Origin of the sequence: Alteraquisediminimonas sediminicola (assembly GCF_019740335.1) — a bacterium.
In the GTDB taxonomy this organism is placed as follows: domain Bacteria; phylum Pseudomonadota; class Alphaproteobacteria; order Sphingomonadales; family Sphingomonadaceae; genus Alteraquisediminimonas; species Alteraquisediminimonas sediminicola.
Genome location: NZ_JAHXZS010000002.1, coordinates 157516 through 181050, shown reverse-complemented (window position 1 = coordinate 181050; position 23535 = coordinate 157516). Strand labels below are relative to the sequence as shown.

General features: G+C 57.3%; 23 protein-coding genes. 8 read left to right on the top strand and 15 right to left on the bottom strand.

Annotated elements, in window-relative coordinates; translation table 11 throughout:
- Nucleotides 1-36 precede the first annotated feature (36 nt).
- The 7 genes from K6117_RS06910 to K6117_RS06880 all read right to left on the bottom strand — a co-directional run bounded on the left by K6117_RS06910 (nucleotide 37) and on the right by K6117_RS06880 (nucleotide 4978).
- The gene (locus K6117_RS06910) at nucleotides 37-600 is read right to left on the bottom strand and encodes a VOC family protein (protein ID WP_246604921.1); all 564 of its coding nucleotides are present in this window, start codon (nucleotides 598-600) and stop codon (nucleotides 37-39) included.
- 40 nt (nucleotides 601-640) lie between these two features.
- Entirely contained in the window at nucleotides 641-1234 is a 594-nt protein-coding gene (locus K6117_RS06905; RefSeq protein WP_221793281.1) for a TetR/AcrR family transcriptional regulator, read from the bottom strand.
- Nucleotides 1235-1280: 46 nt separating this feature from the next.
- Nucleotides 1281-2072, bottom strand: coding sequence for an SDR family NAD(P)-dependent oxidoreductase (locus K6117_RS06900; RefSeq protein ID WP_221793279.1), 792 nt, complete (start codon nucleotides 2070-2072; stop codon nucleotides 1281-1283).
- A 150-nt stretch (nucleotides 2073-2222) separates the two neighbouring features.
- Complete coding sequence (locus K6117_RS06895; RefSeq protein WP_221793277.1) at nucleotides 2223-3176, bottom strand: Tim44 domain-containing protein; 954 nt, start codon at nucleotides 3174-3176, stop codon at nucleotides 2223-2225.
- 78 nt (nucleotides 3177-3254) lie between these two features.
- Nucleotides 3255-3998 (bottom strand): TerC family protein, encoded by a 744-nt coding sequence (locus K6117_RS06890; RefSeq protein ID WP_221793275.1) that lies wholly within the window; start codon nucleotides 3996-3998, stop codon nucleotides 3255-3257.
- Nucleotides 3999-4126: 128 nt separating this feature from the next.
- Nucleotides 4127-4375, bottom strand: coding sequence for a TFIIB-type zinc ribbon-containing protein (locus K6117_RS06885; RefSeq protein ID WP_246604920.1), 249 nt, complete (start codon nucleotides 4373-4375; stop codon nucleotides 4127-4129).
- A gap of 252 nt (nucleotides 4376-4627) precedes the next feature.
- A complete protein-coding gene (locus tag K6117_RS06880; RefSeq protein ID WP_221793273.1) occupies nucleotides 4628-4978 on the bottom strand; it encodes a putative quinol monooxygenase in 351 nt (116 codons plus the stop codon).
- Nucleotides 4979-5130: 152 nt separating this feature from the next.
- Here K6117_RS06880 and K6117_RS06875 point away from each other — a divergent pair, with 152 nt between their 5' ends.
- Both K6117_RS06875 and K6117_RS06870 read left to right on the top strand, forming a co-directional pair.
- Complete coding sequence (locus K6117_RS06875; RefSeq protein WP_221793271.1) at nucleotides 5131-6375, top strand: Y-family DNA polymerase; 1245 nt, start codon at nucleotides 5131-5133, stop codon at nucleotides 6373-6375.
- Entirely contained in the window at nucleotides 6372-6623 is a 252-nt protein-coding gene (locus tag K6117_RS06870; RefSeq protein ID WP_221793269.1) for a hypothetical protein, read from the top strand. The genes K6117_RS06875 and K6117_RS06870 overlap by 4 nt, the downstream gene beginning before the upstream one ends.
- 162 nt (nucleotides 6624-6785) lie before the next feature.
- On the opposite strand, the gene K6117_RS06865 is transcribed toward K6117_RS06870, so the two are convergent.
- The 8 genes from K6117_RS06865 to K6117_RS06835 form a co-directional block, all read right to left on the bottom strand.
- Entirely contained in the window at nucleotides 6786-7637 is an 852-nt protein-coding gene (locus K6117_RS06865) for an RcnB family protein (RefSeq protein ID WP_221793267.1), read from the bottom strand.
- A 200-nt stretch (nucleotides 7638-7837) separates the two neighbouring features.
- Nucleotides 7838-10102, bottom strand: a complete 2265-nt coding sequence (locus K6117_RS06860; protein WP_221793265.1) for a TonB-dependent receptor family protein — start codon at nucleotides 10100-10102, stop codon at nucleotides 7838-7840.
- A gap of 212 nt (nucleotides 10103-10314) precedes the next feature.
- Nucleotides 10315-10491, bottom strand: coding sequence for a DUF2256 domain-containing protein (locus K6117_RS06855; RefSeq protein ID WP_221793263.1), 177 nt, complete (start codon nucleotides 10489-10491; stop codon nucleotides 10315-10317).
- Entirely contained in the window at nucleotides 10488-12017 is a 1530-nt protein-coding gene (locus K6117_RS06850; protein ID WP_221793261.1) for a cryptochrome/photolyase family protein, read from the bottom strand. The genes K6117_RS06855 and K6117_RS06850 overlap by 4 nt, the downstream gene beginning before the upstream one ends.
- A complete protein-coding gene (locus K6117_RS14550) occupies nucleotides 12014-12145 on the bottom strand; it encodes a hypothetical protein (protein WP_281422108.1) in 132 nt (43 codons plus the stop codon). Before K6117_RS14550 ends, K6117_RS06850 begins: the two co-directional genes overlap by 4 nt.
- 86 nt (nucleotides 12146-12231) lie before the next feature.
- Nucleotides 12232-13416: a beta-ketothiolase BktB gene (gene bktB / locus K6117_RS06845; RefSeq protein WP_221793259.1), complete on the bottom strand. Its 1185-nt coding sequence runs from the start codon at nucleotides 13414-13416 to the stop codon at nucleotides 12232-12234.
- A gap of 55 nt (nucleotides 13417-13471) precedes the next feature.
- Nucleotides 13472-14218, bottom strand: coding sequence for an SDR family NAD(P)-dependent oxidoreductase (locus K6117_RS06840; protein WP_221793257.1), 747 nt, complete (start codon nucleotides 14216-14218; stop codon nucleotides 13472-13474).
- A gap of 57 nt (nucleotides 14219-14275) precedes the next feature.
- Nucleotides 14276-15160: an alpha/beta hydrolase gene (locus K6117_RS06835; RefSeq protein WP_221793254.1), complete on the bottom strand. Its 885-nt coding sequence runs from the start codon at nucleotides 15158-15160 to the stop codon at nucleotides 14276-14278.
- Nucleotides 15161-15416: 256 nt separating this feature from the next.
- On the opposite strand from K6117_RS06835, the gene K6117_RS06830 reads away from it, so the two are divergent.
- The 6 genes from K6117_RS06830 (at nucleotide 15417) to K6117_RS06805 (ending at nucleotide 23490) form a co-directional block, all read left to right on the top strand.
- The gene (locus K6117_RS06830; protein WP_221793252.1) at nucleotides 15417-16076 is read left to right on the top strand and encodes a TetR/AcrR family transcriptional regulator; all 660 of its coding nucleotides are present in this window, start codon (nucleotides 15417-15419) and stop codon (nucleotides 16074-16076) included.
- A gap of 467 nt (nucleotides 16077-16543) precedes the next feature.
- A complete protein-coding gene (locus K6117_RS06825; protein WP_221793250.1) occupies nucleotides 16544-17467 on the top strand; it encodes a DUF7064 domain-containing protein in 924 nt (307 codons plus the stop codon).
- Complete coding sequence (locus K6117_RS06820; RefSeq protein WP_221793248.1) at nucleotides 17460-18689, top strand: phosphotransferase family protein; 1230 nt, start codon at nucleotides 17460-17462, stop codon at nucleotides 18687-18689. Before K6117_RS06825 ends, K6117_RS06820 begins: the two co-directional genes overlap by 8 nt.
- A complete protein-coding gene (locus tag K6117_RS06815; RefSeq protein ID WP_221793246.1) occupies nucleotides 18686-19204 on the top strand; it encodes a hypothetical protein in 519 nt (172 codons plus the stop codon). The genes K6117_RS06820 and K6117_RS06815 overlap by 4 nt, the downstream gene beginning before the upstream one ends.
- Nucleotides 19205-19244: 40 nt before the next feature.
- Nucleotides 19245-20267: an aldo/keto reductase gene (locus K6117_RS06810; RefSeq protein WP_221793244.1), complete on the top strand. Its 1023-nt coding sequence runs from the start codon at nucleotides 19245-19247 to the stop codon at nucleotides 20265-20267.
- Between the two features lie 826 nt (nucleotides 20268-21093).
- Nucleotides 21094-23490 (top strand): TonB-dependent receptor, encoded by a 2397-nt coding sequence (locus K6117_RS06805; RefSeq protein ID WP_221793242.1) that lies wholly within the window; start codon nucleotides 21094-21096, stop codon nucleotides 23488-23490.
- Nucleotides 23491-23535 lie beyond the last annotated feature (45 nt).

The following is a 23535-nucleotide window of genomic DNA, read 5'->3' as shown; positions in this document are numbered from 1 at the left end:
TTGGTTGTGATGCCAAAGCCCGCCATTCATTCACATTTACTTGAGAGGCAATAACGCCGCCCGCTGATAATAAGTGATGTCTTCGATCTCGATAATGGGCGAGGATACACCGTCCCATTGATCATGAGTCCGCTGCCAGATCGCGAACAGGCCGAGAATATGCGCCGGATCGCCGTGGATTTCGGTGAATGCGCCATTGAGTGAACGGGTGTCGAAATAGGCTGCATTGACCTCATCGGCATAAAGTTCGGTCGCCAGTTCATAGCCCAGATCGAGCCAGCGCTGGCGTTCCGCCGCAAAGTCGGAGACGAGATAGGCGATGTGGTGGAAACCTTCTTCGCCGGGCTTGAACATATCGCGATAGATTGACGGCTTATCGTCATGCTGTTCGATGAACTGGATCATCCGGTCGCCAAGATAGCCGAATGCATAGGATACATCCGCTTCTTGCTGGGTGCCGCGATAGGTGAATTCCTCGCAATGATGGTGGCGGACCATGAAGAACGGCCCGGCCCCATAGGCCTTGGCCCATTTGCGCGCGGCGTCGTCGATGCTGGTGACGAAATAGGCTTCCTGAAACATCGCGTATTTTTGGGTCATTGGTCATCCTTCCTTATAAATTTTCTGGTGGCTTTGTTTGTCATCCCTGAGGATGTTGCCGCATCAGCCCGATCTGCCAGATCAGCGCCTCGCGCTGGGCGGTTGGGGGCCATGCAGCGGGCTTCATGATGACCATGCTGACCAGACCGTTGAGGAATATCTGGATGCGTTCGGCATGGGACGGGATATGGAGATCGGCGGGCAATTCCCCCCGGTCGATGGCGTATTGCAGGATATGTGCCAGCATCTTTTGCGTTTCCTCGATCCCGGCAAGGCGTTCGGCGGCGAGGTCGGGATCATGGGTCACCGTCCCCCAGAAACCGAACCACGCCTGCCAATCGCGCAAATTGGCGGGGCTATTGGGCAGCAACAGCTCCAGACAATCGAGCAGGCTTCCGCCATCATCCATCTTGGCCTGCACCCGTTTCGGGGATTCGCTCAATACGGAGGCGAAGGCGGCAATCAGCAGATGCTGCTTGTCGCGGAAATAATGGGAGAGGATCGTCGAGCTATAGCCCACCCGACGCGCCACCGCGCGGACTGTCACCGATTCCATTCCGGTCTCGGCAATCATTTCCTTGACGACATTCGCGATCAACGCGCGTCGTTCATCATGATCGACAATCAATGGCATGTGGTCGGTCTATCCTCCCCCAAAAAGCGACTATTTCCGGTGTGGATCAAGGCAGGGTGTGCATCCCGCCTTCCAGCATGAATGTCTGCCCGGTCATATATCCGGCACCTTCGCCCGCGATAAACACCGCGAGCGGCCCTGCATCCCGTTCCGGATCGCCAAGGCGGCGCACCGGGATTTTTTCCTTCAACGCCTCGACGAAATCGGGGCGCGCGCTTTTCCATGCGTCGAACGCGCGGGTTTCAAGCGCCGGGTTGATGATGTTGACGGTGATCCCATGCTGGCCCCATTCGCGGGCCGCCGTGCGCGACAAGGCGCGGATCGCTTCCTTGGTCGTGTTGTAGCAGGTGTTGCCCTCGAAACCGATCTGGCCGGAGGAGGAGGCGAAGTTGATGATGCGGCCATAGCCCGCCTGTTTCATATGCGGGAAGGCGGCCTTCATGAACCAAAGGGATGCGGTCGCGCCGGTGCGGAACGTATATTCCCATTCATCCTCATTGGTGTCTTCGCAGGCGACGAACACGGTCGAGGGCTGTGGCGCGGCCTCGGTGCCAAAGCCTTGGGCGTTGTTCACGACGATGTGTAGCCCGCCAAAGCGATCGACGGTCTGTTGCACCGCTGCGAAGACCTGATCGCGCTGGCCGACATCGCAGGCGATGCCGATCGCCTCGCCGCCGGCAGCGCGAATTTCCTGCGCCACCGCCTCAACGGTTGCAGGCGTGCGCGAGATCACCGCGACTTTGGCGCCCGCCTTGCCATATGCAAGGGCAATAGCCCGGCCAATGCCACGCCCTGCGCCCGTAACAAGGGCAATTTTACCTGCAAGCGATTGTTCCATGATGAGCCTCTCCTTCATTCGATTTTTTTATTGTGCAAGCGTTGTATAAAAATGATTGGATGGCTTCAAGCAATTTCGGATGCTGGCCAAGGATTGTGTGGAGGGCCAAGAAAAAGGGGCCGCTAACTTGGTCAGCGGCCCCTATATTGTTTAGCTCGTTTGCACGGCGGACAATCGCCAATTGCCATGGTCCTCGCGGGTGAAGGTCCAGATTTCGGTCGTTTCGGTCGGCTGGGTCGGATCGCCCTTCACCACCTGATTGCTATCGCGATGGCGCATCACGTCGATGCTTTCATAGCGCATGGCGATGGTCGCATAATCCGTGCGGCCTTCGCGCCATGCTTCCGATACATCGGCCTGTAGCAAGCGCGTGGCGCTGACGTCGTTACGCAGGCCATTGGTGGCGTTGGTGCTGAGTTCTTCGGCCAGATAGGACATCACTTCCGGCGTGGTGAGGGTGCGTAAGCGGCCATAATCTTCCTTGCCGAACGCATCTTGCACATCGGCCAACAGGCGTTCGAATTCGGCCTGATCATTTTGGTTGATCGGAATATCCTGCGCGGCGACCGCTGCGCCGCCGCCAAATTGGGATGTCATGGGGCGGGGCTGAGATTGGGGCTGTTCGTTGCGCGGCGTGAACATCGATACATTATTGGCATAAGCGGGTGTCGTCTTGGGCTTGCGCCGGAACAACCGGAGCGCGAGCAAGGCAAGGCCGCCGAACATCGCCACCTGCAACAATGTCATCAAAAACCCGCTACCCAGCATCGAGCCAAAGCCATTGCCGAGTAACGCGCCGATCAACCCGCCTGCCAACAGGCCGCCGAGCAACCCGCCGCCAATCCCGCCAAATCGGCTTGGCGCTTTTGCCGATTGGCTGGTTTGGCCCGTCGCCGGTGCCGCCTGTTGCTTGGGCGACATCGAACGCTGGACTGGCGGCACATATTGGGGCGCGGTCGGGGTGGGGGTGGGGGCGGAATAGGTGCGCGCGCCGCGACTGCCAAAACCACCGCCGCGTCGTGCGTCTGCCGCAGGGGCGACCATCATCGCCACAGCAAGGCCCATCGCGAGCGTGCCGATAGGGCGAAATTTCATATCAATCATCTCTGTTGTCCTTCCCCCGCATCGGCGGGATATTGATAATTATGAATTGGATTTCGGATGGAGGGGCGGGCGACCCGATCAGGCCGCCTCCCGCTTCTGCCGGACGCGCCGGGACAGCATGTTAAGCCCCTCGACAGCCACCGAAAACGCCATCGCCGCATAGATATAGCCCTTTGGCACATGGGTGCCGAAGCCTTCCGCGATCAAGGTCATGCCGATCATGAACAAGAAGGCGAGCGCGAGCATCACGACCGTCGGGTTTTTCTCGATAAAGCGCGACAATGGTCCAGCTGCGGTCAGCATCACCGACACGGCGACGATGACGGCAAGGAACATGATCGGCACATGATCCGTCATGCCGACTGCGGTAATGATCGAGTCGATCGAAAAGACGAGATCGAGCATGATGATCTGCGCAATCGCCGCGCCGAAGGTCAGGCTCGTTTTCGGGCTGTCGAAGATATCGTCATTGGTATTGGCATCGACATTGTGATGGATTTCGGTGGTCGCCTTCCAGACGAGGAACAGGCCACCGGCAATCAAGATCAGGTCGCGCCATGAGAAGGCGTGATTGAATGCCTCAAACAAGGGCGCGGTCAGGGTGACGATGAACGCGATCAGGCTCAACAAGACAAGCCGCAGCCCAAGGGCGAGGCCAATCCCGATCTGCCGTGCGCGAGCGCGATATTGTTCGGGCAGCTTGTTGGTCAGGATCGAGATGAAAATGAGGTTGTCGATCCCCAGCACGACCTCCATCGTGATGAGCGCGGCAATCGCGGCCCAATTGGCGGGGTCGGCAAAAATGGCGAGAATATCAGTCATGGTTACCCTGATGTGCGGGCGGCAGGCCGCGCGTTTTTAAAGGAATTGCGTGTGGGGGCGAGGACATGGCGCGGGGGCCAAATGCGGGGGCACATCTGCAATCCCGCGCGCCATGTCCCTGTCCGGCTTTAGTCGAACAATTCTTCCAGAAAGGATTTCCGGCGCTTCGGGGGCCGGTGGCCATAGTCCGAATGGCCATAATCCGCAGGTCGATAGTCCGCAGGGCGCTGTTGGGGCGTGAAAGCGGGGGCAGCGGGTGCGGCAGGGGCCGCATCTTTCGCGCTGCGCTCGATGATCTTGTCGAGCTCGCCACGGTCCAGCCAGACGCCACGGCATTGCGGGCAATAATCGATTTCCACGCCCTGCCGTTCGCTCATGACCAGCGGGATTTGGCAGGTGGGACATGCCATGATGGGGTGGGGGGTGGGGGAATGGGCGTTTGTCACATACAGCTCCTCAATTGATGTAAATCGAGTATGCTGATGCTTAAAATATATCGTTGACCAGCATCGAGAATACTCGATGCGGTCCGACATCACGACCTAAAAAAAGATCGCCAGAGGGGCCCGGCCCGCCATGTTGAAATATGGCAGCGCCGGATATTCGTCAACAGGTTTTTGGGCGTCGTTTTACGAGGCGGCGGTGAGGAACGTCGCCGTTGGCTTGCCGTCCGGCCCATAGACAGGCTCGGTCAGGTCGACGCGATATTTGCGCGTGTCCGCCGCCAGAATCGTGAACGACGACAAATGCGCGATCATCAGGAGATAGGCATCGCCATCGAGATGTGCCTGCAAATCTGCGGCATTATCCCAATCTTCGAACACATGGACCCGGCCCGCATCATAAGGGTCGAGCGTCCACGCATAATGGCGGCAGCCTTGCTCCGCCAATGCCATTTCGATCAGGGGCTTTGCCCCGGCCAGCGCGTCCTGCCGGTTGGCGGGCGGGAAGTCGATTTCGCCAGCAATCACGATGCGCATTCCGAGCCTCTTTCCTCTGATTTCTAGGCCATGATTTCTAAGAGAATGACTGGGTGTCGGGAACTGGCACTTAGGTCGGTATTGCCGCACGGCCTTGCATAATTGTTCTCTTTATGTTCTTTTAAGTGTCTTATTCCCGATTCGGCAGACCCATGCGCAAGCCCGCGACCATTGAACATCTATATCTCGATTTCGATGGCTTCTTCGCCAGCGTCGAGCAGCAGCGCGACCCTCGCTTAAGGGGGCGTCCGGTGGGCGTCGTCCCCTATGAGGGCGGGCGGACCTGCATCATCGCGTGCAGCAAGGAAGCCAAAGCCTATGGCGTGAAGAACATCATGATGGTCGATGAGGCGCGCCGCATATGTCGGGACCTGATATTGGTGCCGCAAAAGCCGGACCTCTATCGTCGGGCGCATAATGCGCTACTGGCGGAGATTGCCTCTGTCATTCCCATCGATACGGTGAAGTCGATTGATGAGCTGGCGTGCACGCTGGATGAAAATCAGCGTCGCGACCCGGCAGAGCTTGCGATGCGGATCAAACGCGCCATTCGTTATAATATCGGGGCAACGATCACCTGTTCCATCGGCTTTGCCGCCAATCGGCACCTCGCCAAGATTGCGGGCGGCACGCAAAAACCGGATGGCCTGACCATCTGGCATCCCCATCTGATGCCCGGCCCTCTGCTCAAAGTGCCGCTGGAGGACATTCCCGGCGTCGGCCGGCGCATGGCCAAGCGGCTGGCGGGCCATCGCGTCGGCACGACCGGCCATTTGCTGGAACTTGCGCCCAAGCAGATGCGGGCGATCTGGCGCAATGTCACGGGCGAACGTCTGTGGTATGCGCTCCATGGATACACGATTGAATCCCCGCAATCCGAACGGGCCATGTTCGGCCATGCCCGCGTGCTGCCGCCGGAGGCCCGCAACCTCGATGATGCCTATGGGGTTGCCCGGCTGTTGTTGATCAAGGCGGCAAGGCGGATGCGGCGGGCGGATTATTATTGTCGCGGGCTGATGCTCTGGCTCAAATTTTATGATGACGATTGGTCGGACATGCGGACGTTGCCGCAGGTCAATGATGATCAGGCGGTGCTGTCCGCGCTCACTATCATGTGGGATATGATGACGGCAACGATGGGCCGCAAGGTGCGCGTGTTGCGCGTGGGCGTGACGTTGTGCGATCTGACTCCCGCCACGGCTCGGCAGCTTGACCTGCTGCACAATGATGATGCGGATCGCCAGAAATGGGAGCGGATCGGCAGCGCGATGGACGCGTTGAACACCCGGTTCGGCCGCACGGTCACGAACCTGGGGATATGGGCGCCACCGAAAGGCGGCAATGTCGGGGGCAAGATCAGTTTTACGCGCATTCCTTCTGCCGAGGATTTTCAATGAATTGGAAGGCCAATTTGCAGGTGCTGGATCTGGAGCCGGGCGATCGGCTGGAACTCACTTGCCGTACATGCGGCCATGTTCGCTATCTGACCGGCGAGACGTTGCTGGCGCGCAAAGGGGCCGCGCAGCTTTGGCTTTATCAGGTAGAGCAGCGCGCCAAATGCAATCAGCGCGGCTGTGGCGGGCCGATGCGGATGGCGATGCCGAGGGCAGGGGAAACGAGCGGATTTGTGGGCGGTATTGCTTAATATATGAGGTCTTTTCTTGCGATCATCGGTCATATCGCATCACCGCATGGCGGATCGTCGCTGGCAATGATGCGCAGCGTGTTCCAGCACCGCGCCATTTAGATGCAAAAACAAGCCCCCGCACGCATGCGGGAGCTTGTTTGCGAATAATCTTGCGACCTTTTACCAGAAGAAGTCGTAGATCACGTCAACCACTTCGCCGCTATAGATATCGACCAGCAGCACATCGTCATAATAACGTACCCAGCGATAAGGGCCGTACGCATCGGGCAGGCGGTAGGACCATGGATCGTTGATCCAGTAGCTGCGCCCGTAAAAGCCCGATCCAAGGTAGATGCCGATGCTCAACCGGCTGTAGCTATAGTTTCGGTAAGGCGAATAATAGCGCCCGGCCCGGTAATGATCGCGGTGCGTGTTGCGATAATGGCTCCAATTGTAGCGATGGTCGCGTCGCCAGTCGCGGCCCTCCCAGCGACGATGCTCGCCCCCGGTCCAGCGCGTGCCGCCATCGCGACGCCCATCCCGCCAGCCATCCCGTCTATCATCACGGGTATCGGCCCGGCGATCATCGCGTCGATCGGGTGCCACCACCGGCGAACGGCGCTGTTCGCTATATATGCTGCGGCTACCCTCCATGCCGAATGTGCCGCTTGGCGTGCCGCTGTCGCGCACTACGGGGCGGTGATCGCGTGATGCGTCGCGGCCACGATCCGGCATGGCCGGGGTCGCGCCGCCGCTGGCCTGGGCCGGACGTGACACTGTGCCGCCGCCGTCCCAGTCGCGGCCATAGCCGGGGCCGCGTTCGCGTCCGCCGCCGCGTGCCTCGCCGTCACCGCGCGTTTCGCGGCCGCTCCCGCGACTTTCGTCACCGCCGCGCGACCAACTGCCGCGTTCACGGCCATTTTCGCCATTGCCATCGGTCGGGCGCGTTTGCGCCGAGGCCACCGAGGTGATCGCCAGCGCCGTAGCAAGGGCCGCCAGTGCGCTTGTTTTCATGAACTTGATACCGGCCATAGCCGTCAACTCCGTATAAGATGTCGCATGGGGCGACTCCCTTGATACGGTGTATATGCCGTGGTGACTGACGCTTCACTGAACGGGAATGATGCCTTTCGTTCAGCTTTGCCACGCGCTGTCAGATGGCGAACCGGTATCGCCGATACCGGTTCGCCATCTATTTCTAGGGCGTTTTTGACAAATGGCTCATGCGGCGATCAAAACCGTGCGCGCAGGCCTGCTTGTACGATCCGTGGTGCGCCCGGGCGTGCCCCTGCCGGGGCAAAGGCGACATTATATTCGGCATCGAACAGGTTCTGGATGGTGCCAAAGACCGAGATCGGGCCAAAGACATCCACTTCCGCCGCTACATCGACCGTGACATGATCGTCGATCTTTTCACCTGCGGCGATCGCGCCGCGACCGGCTTTTGCCCGTGTCTCGCTGACCCAATTCAATGCAGCGGAGAGGCGCGCGCCCGTGAAGGAAATGCCGCTATTCAACGATAATTGATGGCGCGGCAAATAGGGGAGGCGATCGCCCGCCGTCACGGTTCCCCATGCTTCATAACCGCTGACGAAGCTGGTCTGGAACTTTGCATCGCTCAGGGTGTAGCTCAGCGATACCGGCACTTCGAAACCATTGTCTGCAATGCGGCCAAGCGTCCTGCCTGCGGTCAACTCAAGGCCTTTGACGCGCACGTTGCCGCCATTGAACTGGTCGCCGATGTTGCAATCCCCACCGGTCGATGCGCTGCAGGTGCCGACAAGGTTCGCATAGTCATTGTAAAAGCCAATCGCCTCCACATACCATGCGCCATCGCCCATTTTCAGCCCGGCCTCGTAATTCCATGACGTTTCGGCATCTGCAGTCGAGCCGGGGCCGGGGCTGGCGAAGCCGCGATGCGCACCGGCGATGATACGGATGTCGGGCATCACCTTCCATGTCACTGCAATGCCCGGAATCCAGACATCGACCTTGGATGTCGCGATCGTGGTTGCCCCTGCGCGGGTGGGATCACTGGTCGCCCAGCGGGTTTGCTTGAGGTCGATCGTTTCATAACGCAGCCCCGGCACGACGGTGAATGCACCGGCTTCGATGGTGTCGCGGATGAAGAACGACCAAGCCTGCGCCGCGCCGAGACGATTGTCCTGACTGCCGGGCGCACCGGCAGTCACCAGCACCATCCGGCCATTGACCATTTGATAGCGATCGTCTTGCTGGAAGCGATCTTCTTCATCTTCATGATAACGCGCCGAGAGCTCCAGGCCGTGCTTGATGCCGCCCGTCGCAAATTTTGCGCTCACCAGACTTTGAATGCCCGTGGATTGGTAGACGCGGTTGTTGTTACGCACCCGCAGCGCCCCGGATGCCAGCCCGGTAAAACCGGATGCCCCGATGATTTCGGCCATTTGGTTGGCGTTGGTCGTGGGGTTCGCCAACACGCTGCCAATGCTGACCCAGCCCGTATTGGCGGTGTTGCGGATGTCGTTGAGCTTGTACCAAGCGCGCGCCGTGTCGTTGCGATAGCCAATGGTCGTGACCGTGAACGCGGGCGACACTTCAAACCGATGGGTCAATTGATAGGTCTGATGTTCGACGTGCATGCGGTCGACCTGACTGGCATTATACCGTCGATATGGGCTGGCCTGAAAGTCGGCCAGCGTCAGCCCGAGATAGGTCTCGTTGCTGGTTTCGCTGTAATCCTGATATTTAAACTCAAAAGCATGGCGGCCATCGGTGGAGCGCAGGCCAAGTTTGAGGACCCAATCTTCGACCTCAAAGCCCGTGTTGCCGCCGATATCGATGCGTTTGAAGCCGTCGGAATGTTCGTACAGACCTTCTGCGAGCGCGCCGATTTCCCAATCGCTGCCAAGCCCAGTCCATCCGCCCGCCCAGCCATGGGCGCGCCGTCCATCAAAGGAACCGGCCAGCAATTCGGCAAAGCCCGAAGTGTCCTGCGGGATTGGCGTTGACGAGAGGTTGATCGCGCCGCCAACCGTCATCGGACCATATTTGATCGTCGCGGGTCCTTTTGACACCTCAACGCCACTCATGCGTGCGACATGCGGGAAATAATAAGCGGCGGGTGCTGCATAGGGCGCAGGTGCGATCAAAATGCCATCTTCCATGACGGCGACGCGCGCGCTGCGGTCGCTGCCAGACCCGCGAATGCCGATATTCGGGCGCAGGCCAAAGCCATCTTCTTCCTGAATATTGACGCCCGGAATCTGACGCAGCAGATGGTTGACGTCGCTATAGGCAAAGCGGGACATATCAACCGCATCAAGGACATGCACTGAACCGCCGATTTCAAGCGCGTCGAGTTTCGTGGCCGTCACCACGATGTCATCCGTCAACCGGTCCGCCGCCAAGGCCGCAGTCGCAGTCGTGGCGATCTGGGCCGCCACAGGCGAAGTGGCGGCGCTTGCGGCCATCGCGATGGCAATCATTGCTGCATTCTGCATGTAATTATTCTTCATGTACCCCACCTTGATTCACTGTTTCGGGCTGGCTGATAGCGCTATTGATAATAGTTCGCAATTATATTTTTGCGAACGCTTCGCAGTCTCTTGGGGTAAATTGACGCCGTGCGCTTTGATCCATGTCATCAAGATCAATAAAATATGTGGGGGCGCGCGCGATGACTCAATTTGCGTCCGCGCGGATCGGCAGGCGTGAAAATGCTTGAGTGTCAGCGTGGATCAGCGTGCTGGCCGGGTTTGCGTCGCAGGTCGCCTTTGCAGCGTTCCGAACAGGTTTTGACATTATCCCAATCACGCGCCCATTTTTTGCGCCATGCAAATGGCCTGCCGCAGGCGGCGCAGATTTTTTCGGGTAGATTGGATTTGGTGTATTTTTTGTCCGTCATAAGCTTGCCAGAAAGGTCTTGGCGCTGTCGGCGATACGCTGCTGTTCATCGGCGGCGAATTTGTCATAGGTGCGAATCATCTGCGCCATACGTGGGTTGTTGGCGATCTTGTCGCGATGCCGCGCGATGAAATCCCAATATAGCGCGTTGAACGGGCAGGCTGCCCGGCCAGTCCTTTGTTTGACATCATAGCGGCATGATCCGCAATAATTGGACATGCGGTTGATATAGGCACCGCTTGCGGCATAGGGTTTGGACGCGAGCAAGCCGCCATCGGCAAATTGGCTCATCCCCAAGGTATTGGGCAGTTCGACCCATTCATAGGCATCGGCATAGACGCTTAGATACCATTGATGCAGCTCGTGCGGATCAATGCCTGCCAGCATCGCAAAATTGCCGGTGACCATCAGGCGCTGGATATGATGGGCATAGGCCTGTTTCTTGGTCTGGCTGACCGCCGCCTTGATACAGGCCATGTCGGTTTCGGCTGTCCAGTAGAAATCAGGTAGTAAACGGGTGTGGCCAAAGAAATTTTCATGTTCATAGCCGGGCATTTTTAACCAATAGATGCCGCGCACATATTCGCGCCAGCCGATGATCTGGCGGATGAAGCCTTCAGCGGCATTGAGCGGTGCCTTGCCCGCGCGATAGGCGGCCTCGACCTGTTGGCAGATACGCAGCGGATCAAGCAGTCCGCAGTTCAGATATTGCGAGATGACGGCATGATAGAGAAACGGTTCACCCGCCAGCATCGCGTCTTGATAATCGCCAAAATGTGGCAGGGCTTGTTGGACGAACGCGGTAAAGGCCGCCTCGGCATCGGCGCGGGTGACGGCGAACCAGAACGGCGCAAGGTCGCCGAAATGATTATCGAACCGGGCATCGACCAGCGCCAGCACCTCTTGGGTAATGGCATCGGGTGCGCAGTTTTTGGGTCGGGGCATGAACAGATCAATGTCTGCCGCCTTTCGGTTGTCCGCATCGAAATTCCATTTGCCGCCCACTGGCTGATCACCATCCATCAACAAGCCGGTCTGGCGGCGCATGTCACGGTAGAAATATTCCATCCGCAGTTGCTTGCGGCTTGATGCCCAGTGCTTGAATGCGGCGTGCGCACACAAGAAGCGATCATCGGGAAGAATATCGACCGGGATCGAGAATTGGGACTGCCAATCCTTCATCATCTCCATCACGCGCCATTCGCCCGCTTCGGTGATGATGATGCGGTCGGGCCGATGGGTGGCCGCCGCATGCGCGACCTGTCCAGAAAAACTGCCCTGATTGTCGGGCGCAACCAATTTTACATAATCGAGGGTCCAGCCCAAGCTGCGCAGCTCTTCGGCAAAATGGCGCATGGCAGAAAAGAGGAATGCGATCTTCTTTTTGTGATGGCGCACATAGGTCGCTTCGTCGTGAAGCTCTGCCATCAGCACGCGGTCGCGCGACGGGTCGCCAGCGGCAAGGCTGGAAAGCGTGGGCGTCAACTGATCGCCCAGCACAAGGATGAGGTTGCGCACGCCCGTCATGACGCGCCGCCCACCGTCAACAACGCGGGCTTAGAAGCTAAAAAGAGGTAATGACCGGCAAACCATAATATCATTTTTCCCATGTCGACATCACTACAGCCATAGCTATCTGCTGTCAGTATGGACATTGGGGGGGATGCGACGCCTGTATCATGGCATCGGCAGGCAGGGGGCAGAGGCACTGTCGACACGTTGCCGACAATGCCTCCTTGGTTCAGCTAGGGCAGCGTTCGACCACCAGCGCGATGCCTTGGCCCCCGCCGATGCACATCGTGATCAGGCCGTAGGTGCCGCCGGTCCGCTGCAATTCGTACAGCGTCTTCACCAGCAAAATGGTCCCGGTCGCGCCGACGGGGTGACCCAGTGAAATACCCGACCCGTTCGGATTGACCTTGTCAGGATTGAAACCGAGCAATTGCGCCACGCCGCACGCCTGCGCCGCAAAGGCTTCATTGGCTTCGATGACGTCCATCTGGTCGAGCGTGAGGCCTGCGCGCTGAAGGGCAATCGGTACCGAGGTGACCGGCCCAAGCCCCATGCGATCAGGGGCAACGCCGGAATGGCCCCAGCCGAGGATTTTCCCCATCGGTTTCAGACCATGCTGATCGACGGCGCGCTGGGATGCCAATACCACAGCCGCGGCCCCATCGTTGATCCCGGACGCGTTGCCGGCAGTGACGGTGCCATCCTTCTTGAACGCAGGCTTCAGGCTTGACAGGCTTTCAACACTTGTCTCGCCCCGGACATGTTCATCGGTGTCGAAGATGCGCGTGGCGCGACGGTCTTTGACCTCGATCGGGAGGATCTGGTCTTTGAAACGACCTTCCGCCTGCGCCCGAGCAGCACGGGCGTGGCTTTCGGCGGCGGCAGCATCCTGTGTCTGGCGCGTAATCTGGAGATCGCCGGCGATATTTTCAGCCGTGATGCCCATATGAAAGCCTTCGAACGGATCGCTCAGGATGCCGACCAGGGCATCGATCATGTCGATATTGCCCATCTTCTGGCCAAAGCGCGCACTGGTGACATGGTGCGGCGCCCGGGTCATGCTTTCAGCCCCGCCGGCTACCGCGATATCGCATTCATCGAGTGCCAGCATCTGCGCAGCCGAAATCACGGACTGCACCCCCGAACCGCAAAGCCGGTTGAGCGTCAGGGCTGGCGTTTCGATCGGTATGCCAGCCTCGATGGCGGATACACGCGCGAGATAGGCATCGGCGGGCTTGGTCTGGATGACATTGCCCATGACGACATGCTGGATGTCGGATGGCGTAAGACCCGCGCGGTTGACCGCTTCGCGGATCACCAGCGCGCCGAGCTGAGACGGTGAGAAGTCTTTCAGGCTTCCACCAAAGTCGCCAATCGCGGTGCGGGTGCCGGAAACAACAAAAACCGGGTTCATCAAGAATCCTTTCAAGGGGCAGCTATGTGAATAAATAGGATGAGCCGCCGCGGGTTCAAGCGGCGATCATGCCGCCGTCTATGACATGTTCCGTCCCGGTGATAAACGAAGATTCATCCGAGGCGAGGAAGATGGCGAGGTTGGAAATCTCGGCGACCTCTGCAAAGCGCCGAAGTGGAATGTCTGACGCCGCACCGCCGCCATCTTCATCGGTTGCGGCAACCATCATCGGCGTTTTCACATAGCCGGGATGGATCGAATTCACCCGGATATTGTCGGGACCATATTCCACGGCGGCCTGTTTGGTCATGCCGCGCACGGCGAATTTGCTGCCGACATAGGCCAGATTGGGCGACCCGATATTGGCAACCATCCCGGAGATGGAGGATATGTTGAGGATTGACCCACCCTTTGCCGCGACCATCGCAGGCAATACGGCCCTCATCCCCAAAAATACGCCGGTCTGATTGACAGCGCATACTTTCAGATAATCATCCAGCGACATGTCGCCCGTTTTTTTGATGGGGCCAATGATCCCGGCATTGTTGACGAGGACGTTAATCTTGCCGAACCGCGCCTCGCCAAGTGCCACGACATTTGCCCAGTCGGATTCGCTGGCGACGTCGTGCCGGATGAACATGGCATTCGGGCCGAGCGCGGCGGCAATGGCTTGGCCGTCCACTTCGTTGAGATCGGTCAAGATGACCTTCGCCCCTTCCCGGACAAAGGCCTTGGCATGCTCTTCGCCCATGCCCTGAGAGGCGCCGGTAACGATCGCGACTTTCCCTGACAGACGGTTCATTTCAATCTTCTCCATGGTTTGTTTATGGTTCACATTGTGGTGGAATAGTGCCGGTTGCTATGTCGCGAAGCTCGCGCGGATGTCCGTGGCGATATCCGCAATCGCGCGGCTGGCGGTGGGCGTAATGGCGGACAGGCTCGCAAAGCCGTGGATCATGCCGAGATAGCGCCGTCCGGTTGCCATGACGCCGGCATGGCGCAGGGCAAGGAGAAACCTCTCGCCTTCGTCGCGCAATGGGTCGAATTCAGCGGTGATCACGGACATATTGGGCAGGCCCGTCAAATTGGCCTGCATCACAGCGGCAAGCGGATTTGCGGTGCCGTTTTCGTTCCCCAGATAGCACGCCCAGAACCAGCGCATGATGTCGCTAGTCAGAAAATATCCGGAGCCGAACTGCTCCATCGAAGGGCTGGAGCAACCGGGGTCGATAGCCGGATAGAACAATGCGACATGGCGAACGGACGGACCATGCGCGCGCGCCTGCACGGCAAGGGCGACTGCGAGATTGCCCCCGGCGCTGTCGCCGCACAGGGCGATTCTGGTGGCATCGAGACCAAGGCGAGAGGCATTGGCGGCGGCCCATGTCAGCGCACGCTCACAGTCCGTCAGCGGTCCGGGAAAGGGTGTTTCGGGCGACAGGCGATAATCGACCGCCAGCACAGCGGCATCGGTAGCAACAGCAAGTTCATGGCACATCGCATCATGGGTTTCGAGTGAGCCCACTACAAATCCGCCGCCATGGAAAAACAGGATGACCGGCAGTGCCGGGCGGTCGCTGCCACGATAGAGGCGCAGCGGAATCTCATGACCGTCACTCATGACGATATATGATTCAACCGCATGTGCCTTGGGGGTGTCCGGTCTACTTGCCGCGATCATGCCGCCATCCAGCGCGTGGCGAAAATTGGCCAGAGATGCATTGTCGGCGGGCGGTCGCAGCATCGACCGCGGATCGGACAGCATTGCCGAAAAGCAGGGGTCTATCCCTGCCTGACTCCAAAAATCCGATGACATCGATCCAAAAACTCTCACGAGAACGGAGGAATTGCTCCCCCCTGATTGTTCTCATAGCTAGCGGGACTCCGTATAAAAAGTCAACAATAGTGTTGAGAAAAAGCGCGGGGCATTATATTGAGCTTATGAATGGAGAGTGATAGGTGCCCCGCAAGTCCTTGTAACAGGTTGACTGAGAAACGATATGCCGACGAAAGATGCGAGTGAAATCAGTAAGCGGCGGCGGGCTTTAAAAGAAGAGCCCAAGGTGAAATACAAAGCGAGGCGTCAGGAGATCGCCGACGCTGCCGTGCGCGTTTTCAACCGTGTCGGCTTTGAACGGGCCAGTTTGAAGGCGGTTGCAGAGGAAATGGGGGCGGACCGCGCCTCGCTCTATTATTATATCTCGTCCAAGGAAGAGTTGTTCGATGAAGTGGTCCGGACCGTTGTGGAGCGCAACCTTGCGCTGACGAAACGTATCGAATCGAGCAACCTTAGTCCGCGCCGGAAACTGCGGGATCTCATCATGGCGTTAATGGGCTCTTATGGAGAACATTACCCCTTGTTTTATATCTATATTCGTGAAAATCTGAGCCATGTCAGCGGGGCGCGGCATGAATGGTCGCGCGATATGCGTGAATTGAATCGGCAAACGACCGAGGCTGTGATCTCGATTATTGAGCAAGGCTATGCGGATAACAGTTTCCGCAATGTTGGCTCGCCGCGGGTTGTCGCTTATGGCGTGCTTGGCATTGTGGGCTGGACCTATCGCTGGTTTCGCCCGGACCAGAGCGCTATCAGCGCAGAGGAAATTGGCAAGACTTACGCTGAATTGATCCTGTCGGGGATTGAATCTCCTTATTGATCAACATCATATATGTTGGCGATGTGAGCGAATTGCCGCTTGAGGATTTGCTGCGCATTCTCGTGACTTGGTTGTGGGGATGATGCGCGAGCATTCCCTGTTTTATAATGATATATCAGTTGGATATTCCGTATCCAAGATGCGTTCGTGCGCGGGGCTGATTAAAATTTAACGACACTGTTGACAAATCCTAAGCCTGCTTGATATTCTTTTTGCCAATGAACATGTCGGCGCCTGTCTCCTGACAGCGATCAGGCCATAATGGGCATTGACGGGAGAGCGGCAGCCAATTGAACCTGCAAGCGGTCATTTAGGCAGCGGCTTTATTGCTCGTAATATCCCCATTTTAGCCGCGTGTCGGTGGTGCTGAAAACAATAATCCTGAGAGGTCTAAAATGATTACGCTTGATGACTTCAAATTTCATCCTTGTGATCCTGCCGATAAATTATGGACAGAGACACTGTTCTTGATCTTTTCTGTGCCGGAAGCGGGGATTAGCGGTAATCTCTATACGCTTGCTCGACCTAATCTCGGCATTTGCCATAGCTCTATCGAAATCCATAAGGGGTTCAGCCTGCATCCTTGGCAGATCGAACATAATGACGCGCAGATGCACCTTTCGTGCCCTGAGCGTTTTGACAACTTCACGCTGGATAATGGCCTGTCATTCCAGGCGATCAATGCCCGGGAGTGCGCGTTCCAATATCAATCACTGGACGGCAATTGTTCGTTGGACGTGGCGTTCAAAGCAGTGTGCGATCCCTTCGACCCGCATGATGCGAATGAAAACCCCTTGATCAGCTCGGCCAAGGTGGCGGGATATGATGGCTGGAATACCGGGCATATGGAAAGCAAGGGCCGGGTGACGGGTACGCTTTCATTGCATGGTCGCGAATATCAAATCGACTGCATCGACGGCATGGATAAAAGCTGGGGGCCGCGTAAGGATTGGGGGAGCAAGGGGGCGACCTGGGTTCATGTCAATCTGGGGGATGACCTTGGCGCATTTCTGGTGTTGGGGCTGGATTTCGAGAACAAGGAAGTGGTCTATGGCCCGTTCAATTTCGGGTTCCTCGCCATCAACGGGGAGCGTCGGCCAATCGTCAAGGCATCGATGCGGGCGCAACGGTTCGACATGCTTGTCATGCGTGCGGAGGTCGAGTTCGAGGATGACCGTGGCAATTGCTATGCAGCGATAGGCACGACTGTGGCGGCGGCGCCCTGGTATAATTTCAATCCTTCCAGCGCGGCATTCCAGACGCTGATGCGCTGGGAAAGCGGATCGCGCGTGGGATATAGCCACATCGCAGATTTTACGGGCCTGAGTTTTCTGTCACGAGGCATGGCAGACAGGCATGACATCGGCGCAAGAGTGCTGAATCATGACTGAGGCTGCGATCATGGCGGATATCAGGAGCAAGCCTACAGAGGCGTTCATTGATGATATCCGCAGCCGATTTCCGACTGAAAAAGAAATTGATGCGGTGCTCACGCGCAAGATGCATCGCCGCAACGGCGCTATGTTTCAGGCCGTAAGTCTTGAGACATTGGTTGATGGGGCGCGTCGGTTGATCTCCGATAGGCTTGGCTATGCCATCAATATTAAGGATGCCCGCTGGCTGTCCGGCGGTGCCTCCAAGTTGCAGATGGTGTTCAATCTGAGCTGGCGTGGTGAAGATGGCACGGCGGAACAACAGATCGTCACCCCGATGGTGCTGCGTATGGAGCCTGCCGCCTCTGTGACTGAATCAAGTCGCCGCCGAGAATTTGAGGTCATTCGCGCCGTGGAAGGTGCGGTCCCTGTGCCTCACGCCTATTGGATGGACCCTGACGCGACCTTCCTGCCATATCCTGCAATGGTCTCCGGCTTCGCGACAGGGGTTGCCAAACCGTCGCATGATGCCGGTAAGGTAACGGGACTGGGCCAGAATTACGGCCCCAGCCTAAGGGCTAAGTTAGCGCCTCAATTCGTCGAATATCTCGCGAAAATTCACAAGTTATCGGTTGAAGATGGCCTGACGATGCCGAGCTTCGATCGTCCGGTTGTGGGGTCGAACCTGTCCGTGATCAAGCAGGTCAACGCAGCGCGTCGGATCTGGGAGGAAGACCGGGTAGAAGATGAGCCGGTGCTGGCGGTGGTGTATAAATATTTGATCCGCCATGCGCCGCCGCTGGACCATGTGTCGATTGTCCATGGCGATTATCGCAGCGGTAATTTTCTGTTCGATGAAGGCCGTGGCGAAATTACAGCCTTGCTCGATTGGGAGGGGGCTGTCCTTGGAGATCGGCATCAGGATCTGACCTATGCGGCCTTGCCGATATTTCAGCATTATGGCGAGGATGAAAAGACCGTTTTATGCTCTGGCATGATGCCGCAATCTGATTTTTTTGGCGCATATGAAAAGGCATCCGGCTTGCCGGTCGATCCGTTTCGCATTCAATATTACGCCCTCTTCAATCGTTACCTCGTCTCGATTCTGTTGCTCGCGGCATCGGCGCGGGCGGCGCGCTGTGCGGCCACCCATCAGGATGTGCTGCTCAATCACGTGTCGGGCATGGGCTATCTCGCATTGTCGGAGTTGCGGGACTATTTTAAGGGCATGTCAAAATGATCCAGACCGCCGAAACACAGTTGCAGGTCGCGCAACGGGCGCTGAGCGAAACGGTTTTGCCCGCCCTTGGCGGTGCCGAGAAACATGTGATCGAGCAACTGCAACTGACCATGGCCGCCTTGGCTTTCATGCAGCAGCGCTTACCCTATGTCCGACGTTATTACCGCCATTTATTGCGATCCTATCTCGATATGGCAGATGCGATGATCGATGTGCTGCAATCGCATGGACAAGTGGCACCGGATGAACTGGCGACACTGTGTGAAATGGGGCGGGCTGCGCTGCACAATCCTGAAGCCGAGGATGCGGATTATCAGCACATCACCGCCGCATTGCGCAGCGCCATTGCCGGGCTGTCGGTTGCGGCGCAAGGCACCGATCATGAAGCGGCGCTCGATGCTATTATCATTGAACTGAGCGGCCCCATTCTTCTCAATGACAGGATGTGGTGCATTCCGCTTGGTTTTGAATTGCGTCCGCAAGACCTGCCAATTCCCTCATGGATGGGGCGCTGATTGCTTTCATCATTACTGCCGCAAAGGGGAGAGGCCAGACATGCGATATAACAGACTGGGCCAGACAGGTCTGCTTGTCTCAGAACTTTGTCTTGGCACCATGACATTTGGCGGCAGCGAAGGGATGTGGAAACAGATCGGTTCGCTGCAACAGGAGGATGCTGATCGCCTGATCCGTGTCGCCCATGAAGCGGGTGTCAATTTCATCGACACCGCCGATGTCTATGCCGAGGGTCTCTCGGAAATAATGACCGGCCAATCGATCCGAAATCTCGGCCTGAATCGGGACGAACTGGTTATCGCGACCAAGGTCTTTGGCCCTGTAGGTCCGGGGCCGAATAGTCGGGGGAGTTCACGCTATCACATCATGAATGCCGTGAAGGCCAGTCTGCGCAGGCTCCAGCTCGATCATATTGACCTCTATCAATTGCACGGTTTTGATCCCCTGACGCCGGTGGAAGAAACCATGCGGGCCATGGATGATCTGGTGCGAGACGGCCTTGTCCGCTATGTCGGCGTATCAAATTGGGCTGCGTGGCAGATCATGAAAGCGCAGGGCATTGCGCAAAAAATGCAATATTCTCGCATTGAAAGCCTGCAAGCCTATTACAGCATCGCGGGGCGCGACCTTGAACGCGAACTGGTGCCAATGATGCAATCCGAACAGGTCGGCCTGATGGTCTGGAGCCCGCTGGCGGGGGGGCTTCTCACCGGAAAATATGATCGCGCTTCTGAAACCGGGCATAATGGTCGACGTTCTGAATTCGACTTTCCACCGGTAGACCCCGATCGCGGCGCAGCGGTTATCGCGGCGATGAGGCCGATCGCCGGGCGGCACGGTGTCTCTGTGGCGCAGATCGCGCTGGCGTGGCTTTTGCACCAACCGAGTGTTACCAGCATCATCATTGGGGCCAATCGCGAGGCGCAGTTGATCGACAACATCGCCGCCACCAATGTCCAACTCACCGCCGATGAATTGGCAACGCTCAATGCGTGCAGTCTGCTGCCGTCCGAATATCCGGGTTGGATGTTCGATTTGCAACGCGCCTATCGGGCGGATTAACTCCGTCGCGCAGACAGGGGGGAATAACAGTCAGCGCCTTGTCCGGCGTGGCATGCGGTCGGCACATTCTCCACCTGTCTGACGCCTTCCCATGTCAGGGCGTGACAATATGTGACTGTCCGCGACATTTTACATCTCTCCATCGCGGCGATCGAATACCGGCTTGAACTAGGTCTCGGCCTTTGTCCGGCATGTGATGGTGCAGATTTTGCAGCCCGATTTTCTCATATTTTCTGCGCAATAGTCTATTTCAACGATTGTGTTGTAATAAATGTCGCGCAACAAGCACCGGCCCGTCTCGCAGGCACAGTGCGCGATTCCCCCGCACAGGCCATAATTATAAAATGACAGAAGCCCGATGTTAAGGATTTTAACTGGTAAATTAACGGCAAAAAGTCCACTTGAAAGCTAGGGTTTTGGTCTCAATTATATAATTTATCATATTGATATAATTATGTTTTTAAAATTAATTGCGGCGAAGCCTCACGGGCGGCGTCGCGGCTTGTTTTGCGCGGCTACTTTTTGGGGAGGTCGCCAAAATAAAATGGGCGGACGGTTGTCGTGCGCGCGGGAGTTGCTGCCATCTGGAATTTCGCGCCGAGCAAATTTTTTTAACGGATGTGTTGACAAAAAAACACGCATGTTGCATTTCGATAATCAGTCGTGAGGCGGGCCAAGTCGATTCGGAGAAAGCGCCGGATCTGCTGAAAATCCTCTGTTGATGACATGCGGCAGGGGTTGGTTTTGTCGGCGCGAAAGGGAGCAAAAGGGCGCCCCATTCTGAATGTTTGAATTCTAAAAAGAAGACTTGAAAGGGAGAGCAAAGATGTTGAAACATCGGACCATATCATTCTCGGCAACGACCTTGATTTCCGCGCTTTATGCGACCACGGCCTTGGCGCAAGTTGCCTCTGTTGAGCCTGCTGCCACTGCAGATGTCGGCAGCGACATCATTGTGACGGCGCAGCGCCGTTCGGAGACGCTGGAGCGTACCCCGGTTGCCATCAGGGTGTTGAGCGCCGCCGCGCTGGAGAAGCAGGCGATTGTTACCGAGACCGACCTTCAAATGGCCTCGCCGGGCCTTACCATTCGGGCAGGGCAGAATTCGAACCAGTTGAACTATGCCCTGCGCGGCCAGTCGCTCGATGCATTCAGCGATACGCGTCCAGGCGTTTTGCCCTATTTCAACGAAGTGCAGCTTGATGGCGTCGGCGGTGGTTCGTCCGCCTTTTACGACCTTCAGTCCGTGCAGGTCCTGAAGGGGCCGCAGGGTACGCTTTTCGGCAGAAACTCGACGGGCGGTGCTGTCCTCTTTACGTCGGTCAAGCCGGGCAAGGAATTGGGCGGATATGTGAGCGGTCGTCTTGGCGACTATAAGCTGCGTCAGGTGGAAGGTGCGTTGAACGTGCCGCTCATTGGCGAGTCTGTTCTGGCTCGCGTCGCCGGCTTCTATGAAAAGCGCAACGGTTATCAGCGTAACCTGTATAACAACACGCGCGCTGGCGATGTCGATCGCTTCGGCTTGCGCGGCAGCTTGCATGTTGATGTGTCGGAGACGATTTCCAACGATTTGATGGTCGATTATCTCCATTCGAATGGCAGCAGCCTCAGCGGCCTGATTGACAGCCTCGAACCGACCGGCCTTGTGCCGTTGATTGCCCTCACGAACTTCGGCAATCAGGCGCAGTATAATTTCCTGATCAACGCCTTCACGGGCGGTGCAGCAGGCTGCAACGATTCGACGAATAATTGTGCGGCAGCCTATGCTGCGGCTCATCCGAACCTCGATCCGGCGGGCATTGCGTCCTATTTGGAAACGCAAAAGGCGCGCGGACCTTACAAGATCGAATCCGATGGCCCGTCCAGATATCGCGGTCGCAATATCATCCTGTCCAACATCACATCGTTTGAAGTCGGGGATGACACCAAGGTTCGCAATATTTTCGGCTATACCTATCTGAAGAACGGCATCGCTGGCGATATCGACGGTACGCCTTATGGTATCGATGATAATGGTAATGGCGGTAAGAACGACAATACCCGTCAGTATTCTGAAGAGCTTCAGCTGGTCGGCAAGGCATTTGACGGCAATCTCGACTATGTCGTCGGCGGGTTTTATTCGCATGAAACCAACAGGAACTTAACAACAAGCCTGTTGCTGCAATTCCCGCCGCTGACAGGTACAACGGTATACAGCAAGCTCACCACGCGTGATATGTATGCGGCATATGCTCAGGGGACTTATGATGTCAGCGAAGTAACTGGCATTCAGGGCCTCGGGGTCACTGTCGGTGCACGTTACACGCATGAAAAGATCAAGTTCGACGTACTCTCCGATGACACGGCCTATCTGGCTGCGCCTGCTGTGTTGGCGACTTATGATTTCCATCAGCAGAAATCATATTCCAACGTAAGCTGGACTCTGGGCGTTCAAGAGCAGGTCAATTCCAATTTGCTGATCTATCTCGCCTCGCGTCGCAGCTATAAGAATGGCGGGTACAATGGTATCCAGAATCCAGTGCCGGGTCTGGGGCCGAATGGCGGCAACGGATATGATCTGGAAACCCTTACCGACGCTGAAATCGGTCTGAAGTATCGCGGCAATGTCGGTGGCGTGCCGACCCAGTTCAATATCGCCGGATATCAGAACTGGATCAAGGATGGGCAGCGCGTCGCCTATACGTTGCTGGGCACCACGCCTGCGGCTGTCACCGTCAACGTGCCGCGTTCGAAAGTGACCGGCTTTGAATTGGATGGCTCGATCCGTCCGACTTCATGGTTCACTTTGGGCGGTTCGTTGAACTACACGGATGCGCGGTTTACGGACAGCTATGTGTCGATCGGTGGCGGTGCGCCGGTGCTGTTCGGCACCTATCCGGATACGTCGAAATGGTCGGGTTCACTGTTCGGCGAAGTGAGCGTGCCGATTCAGGATTCGATCACGGCCAGCCTGCGTTCGGACCTGTACTCGCAGTCGTCATTCTGGTTCGCATCCACCGGCAATCGCAGCCCTGGTGCGCGCATCGACGGCTATACTTTGGTCAACTTCCGCCTTGGACTTGAAGATAGCGATGCCGGCTGGTCGCTGGCTGCTCATCTGAAAAATGCGTTCAACCGCGTCTATTATGCAGGCGGCATTGCAACGGGTGAACTGTTCCAGTTCAACACTGTTGTGCCAGGTTCGCCGCGTGCGTTCCATGTTGAGGCTCGCTTCAAATTCTGAGGACGTAGCCGAGGGTTGAAAAGGGGTGATAGGGCAGGGGGTTAA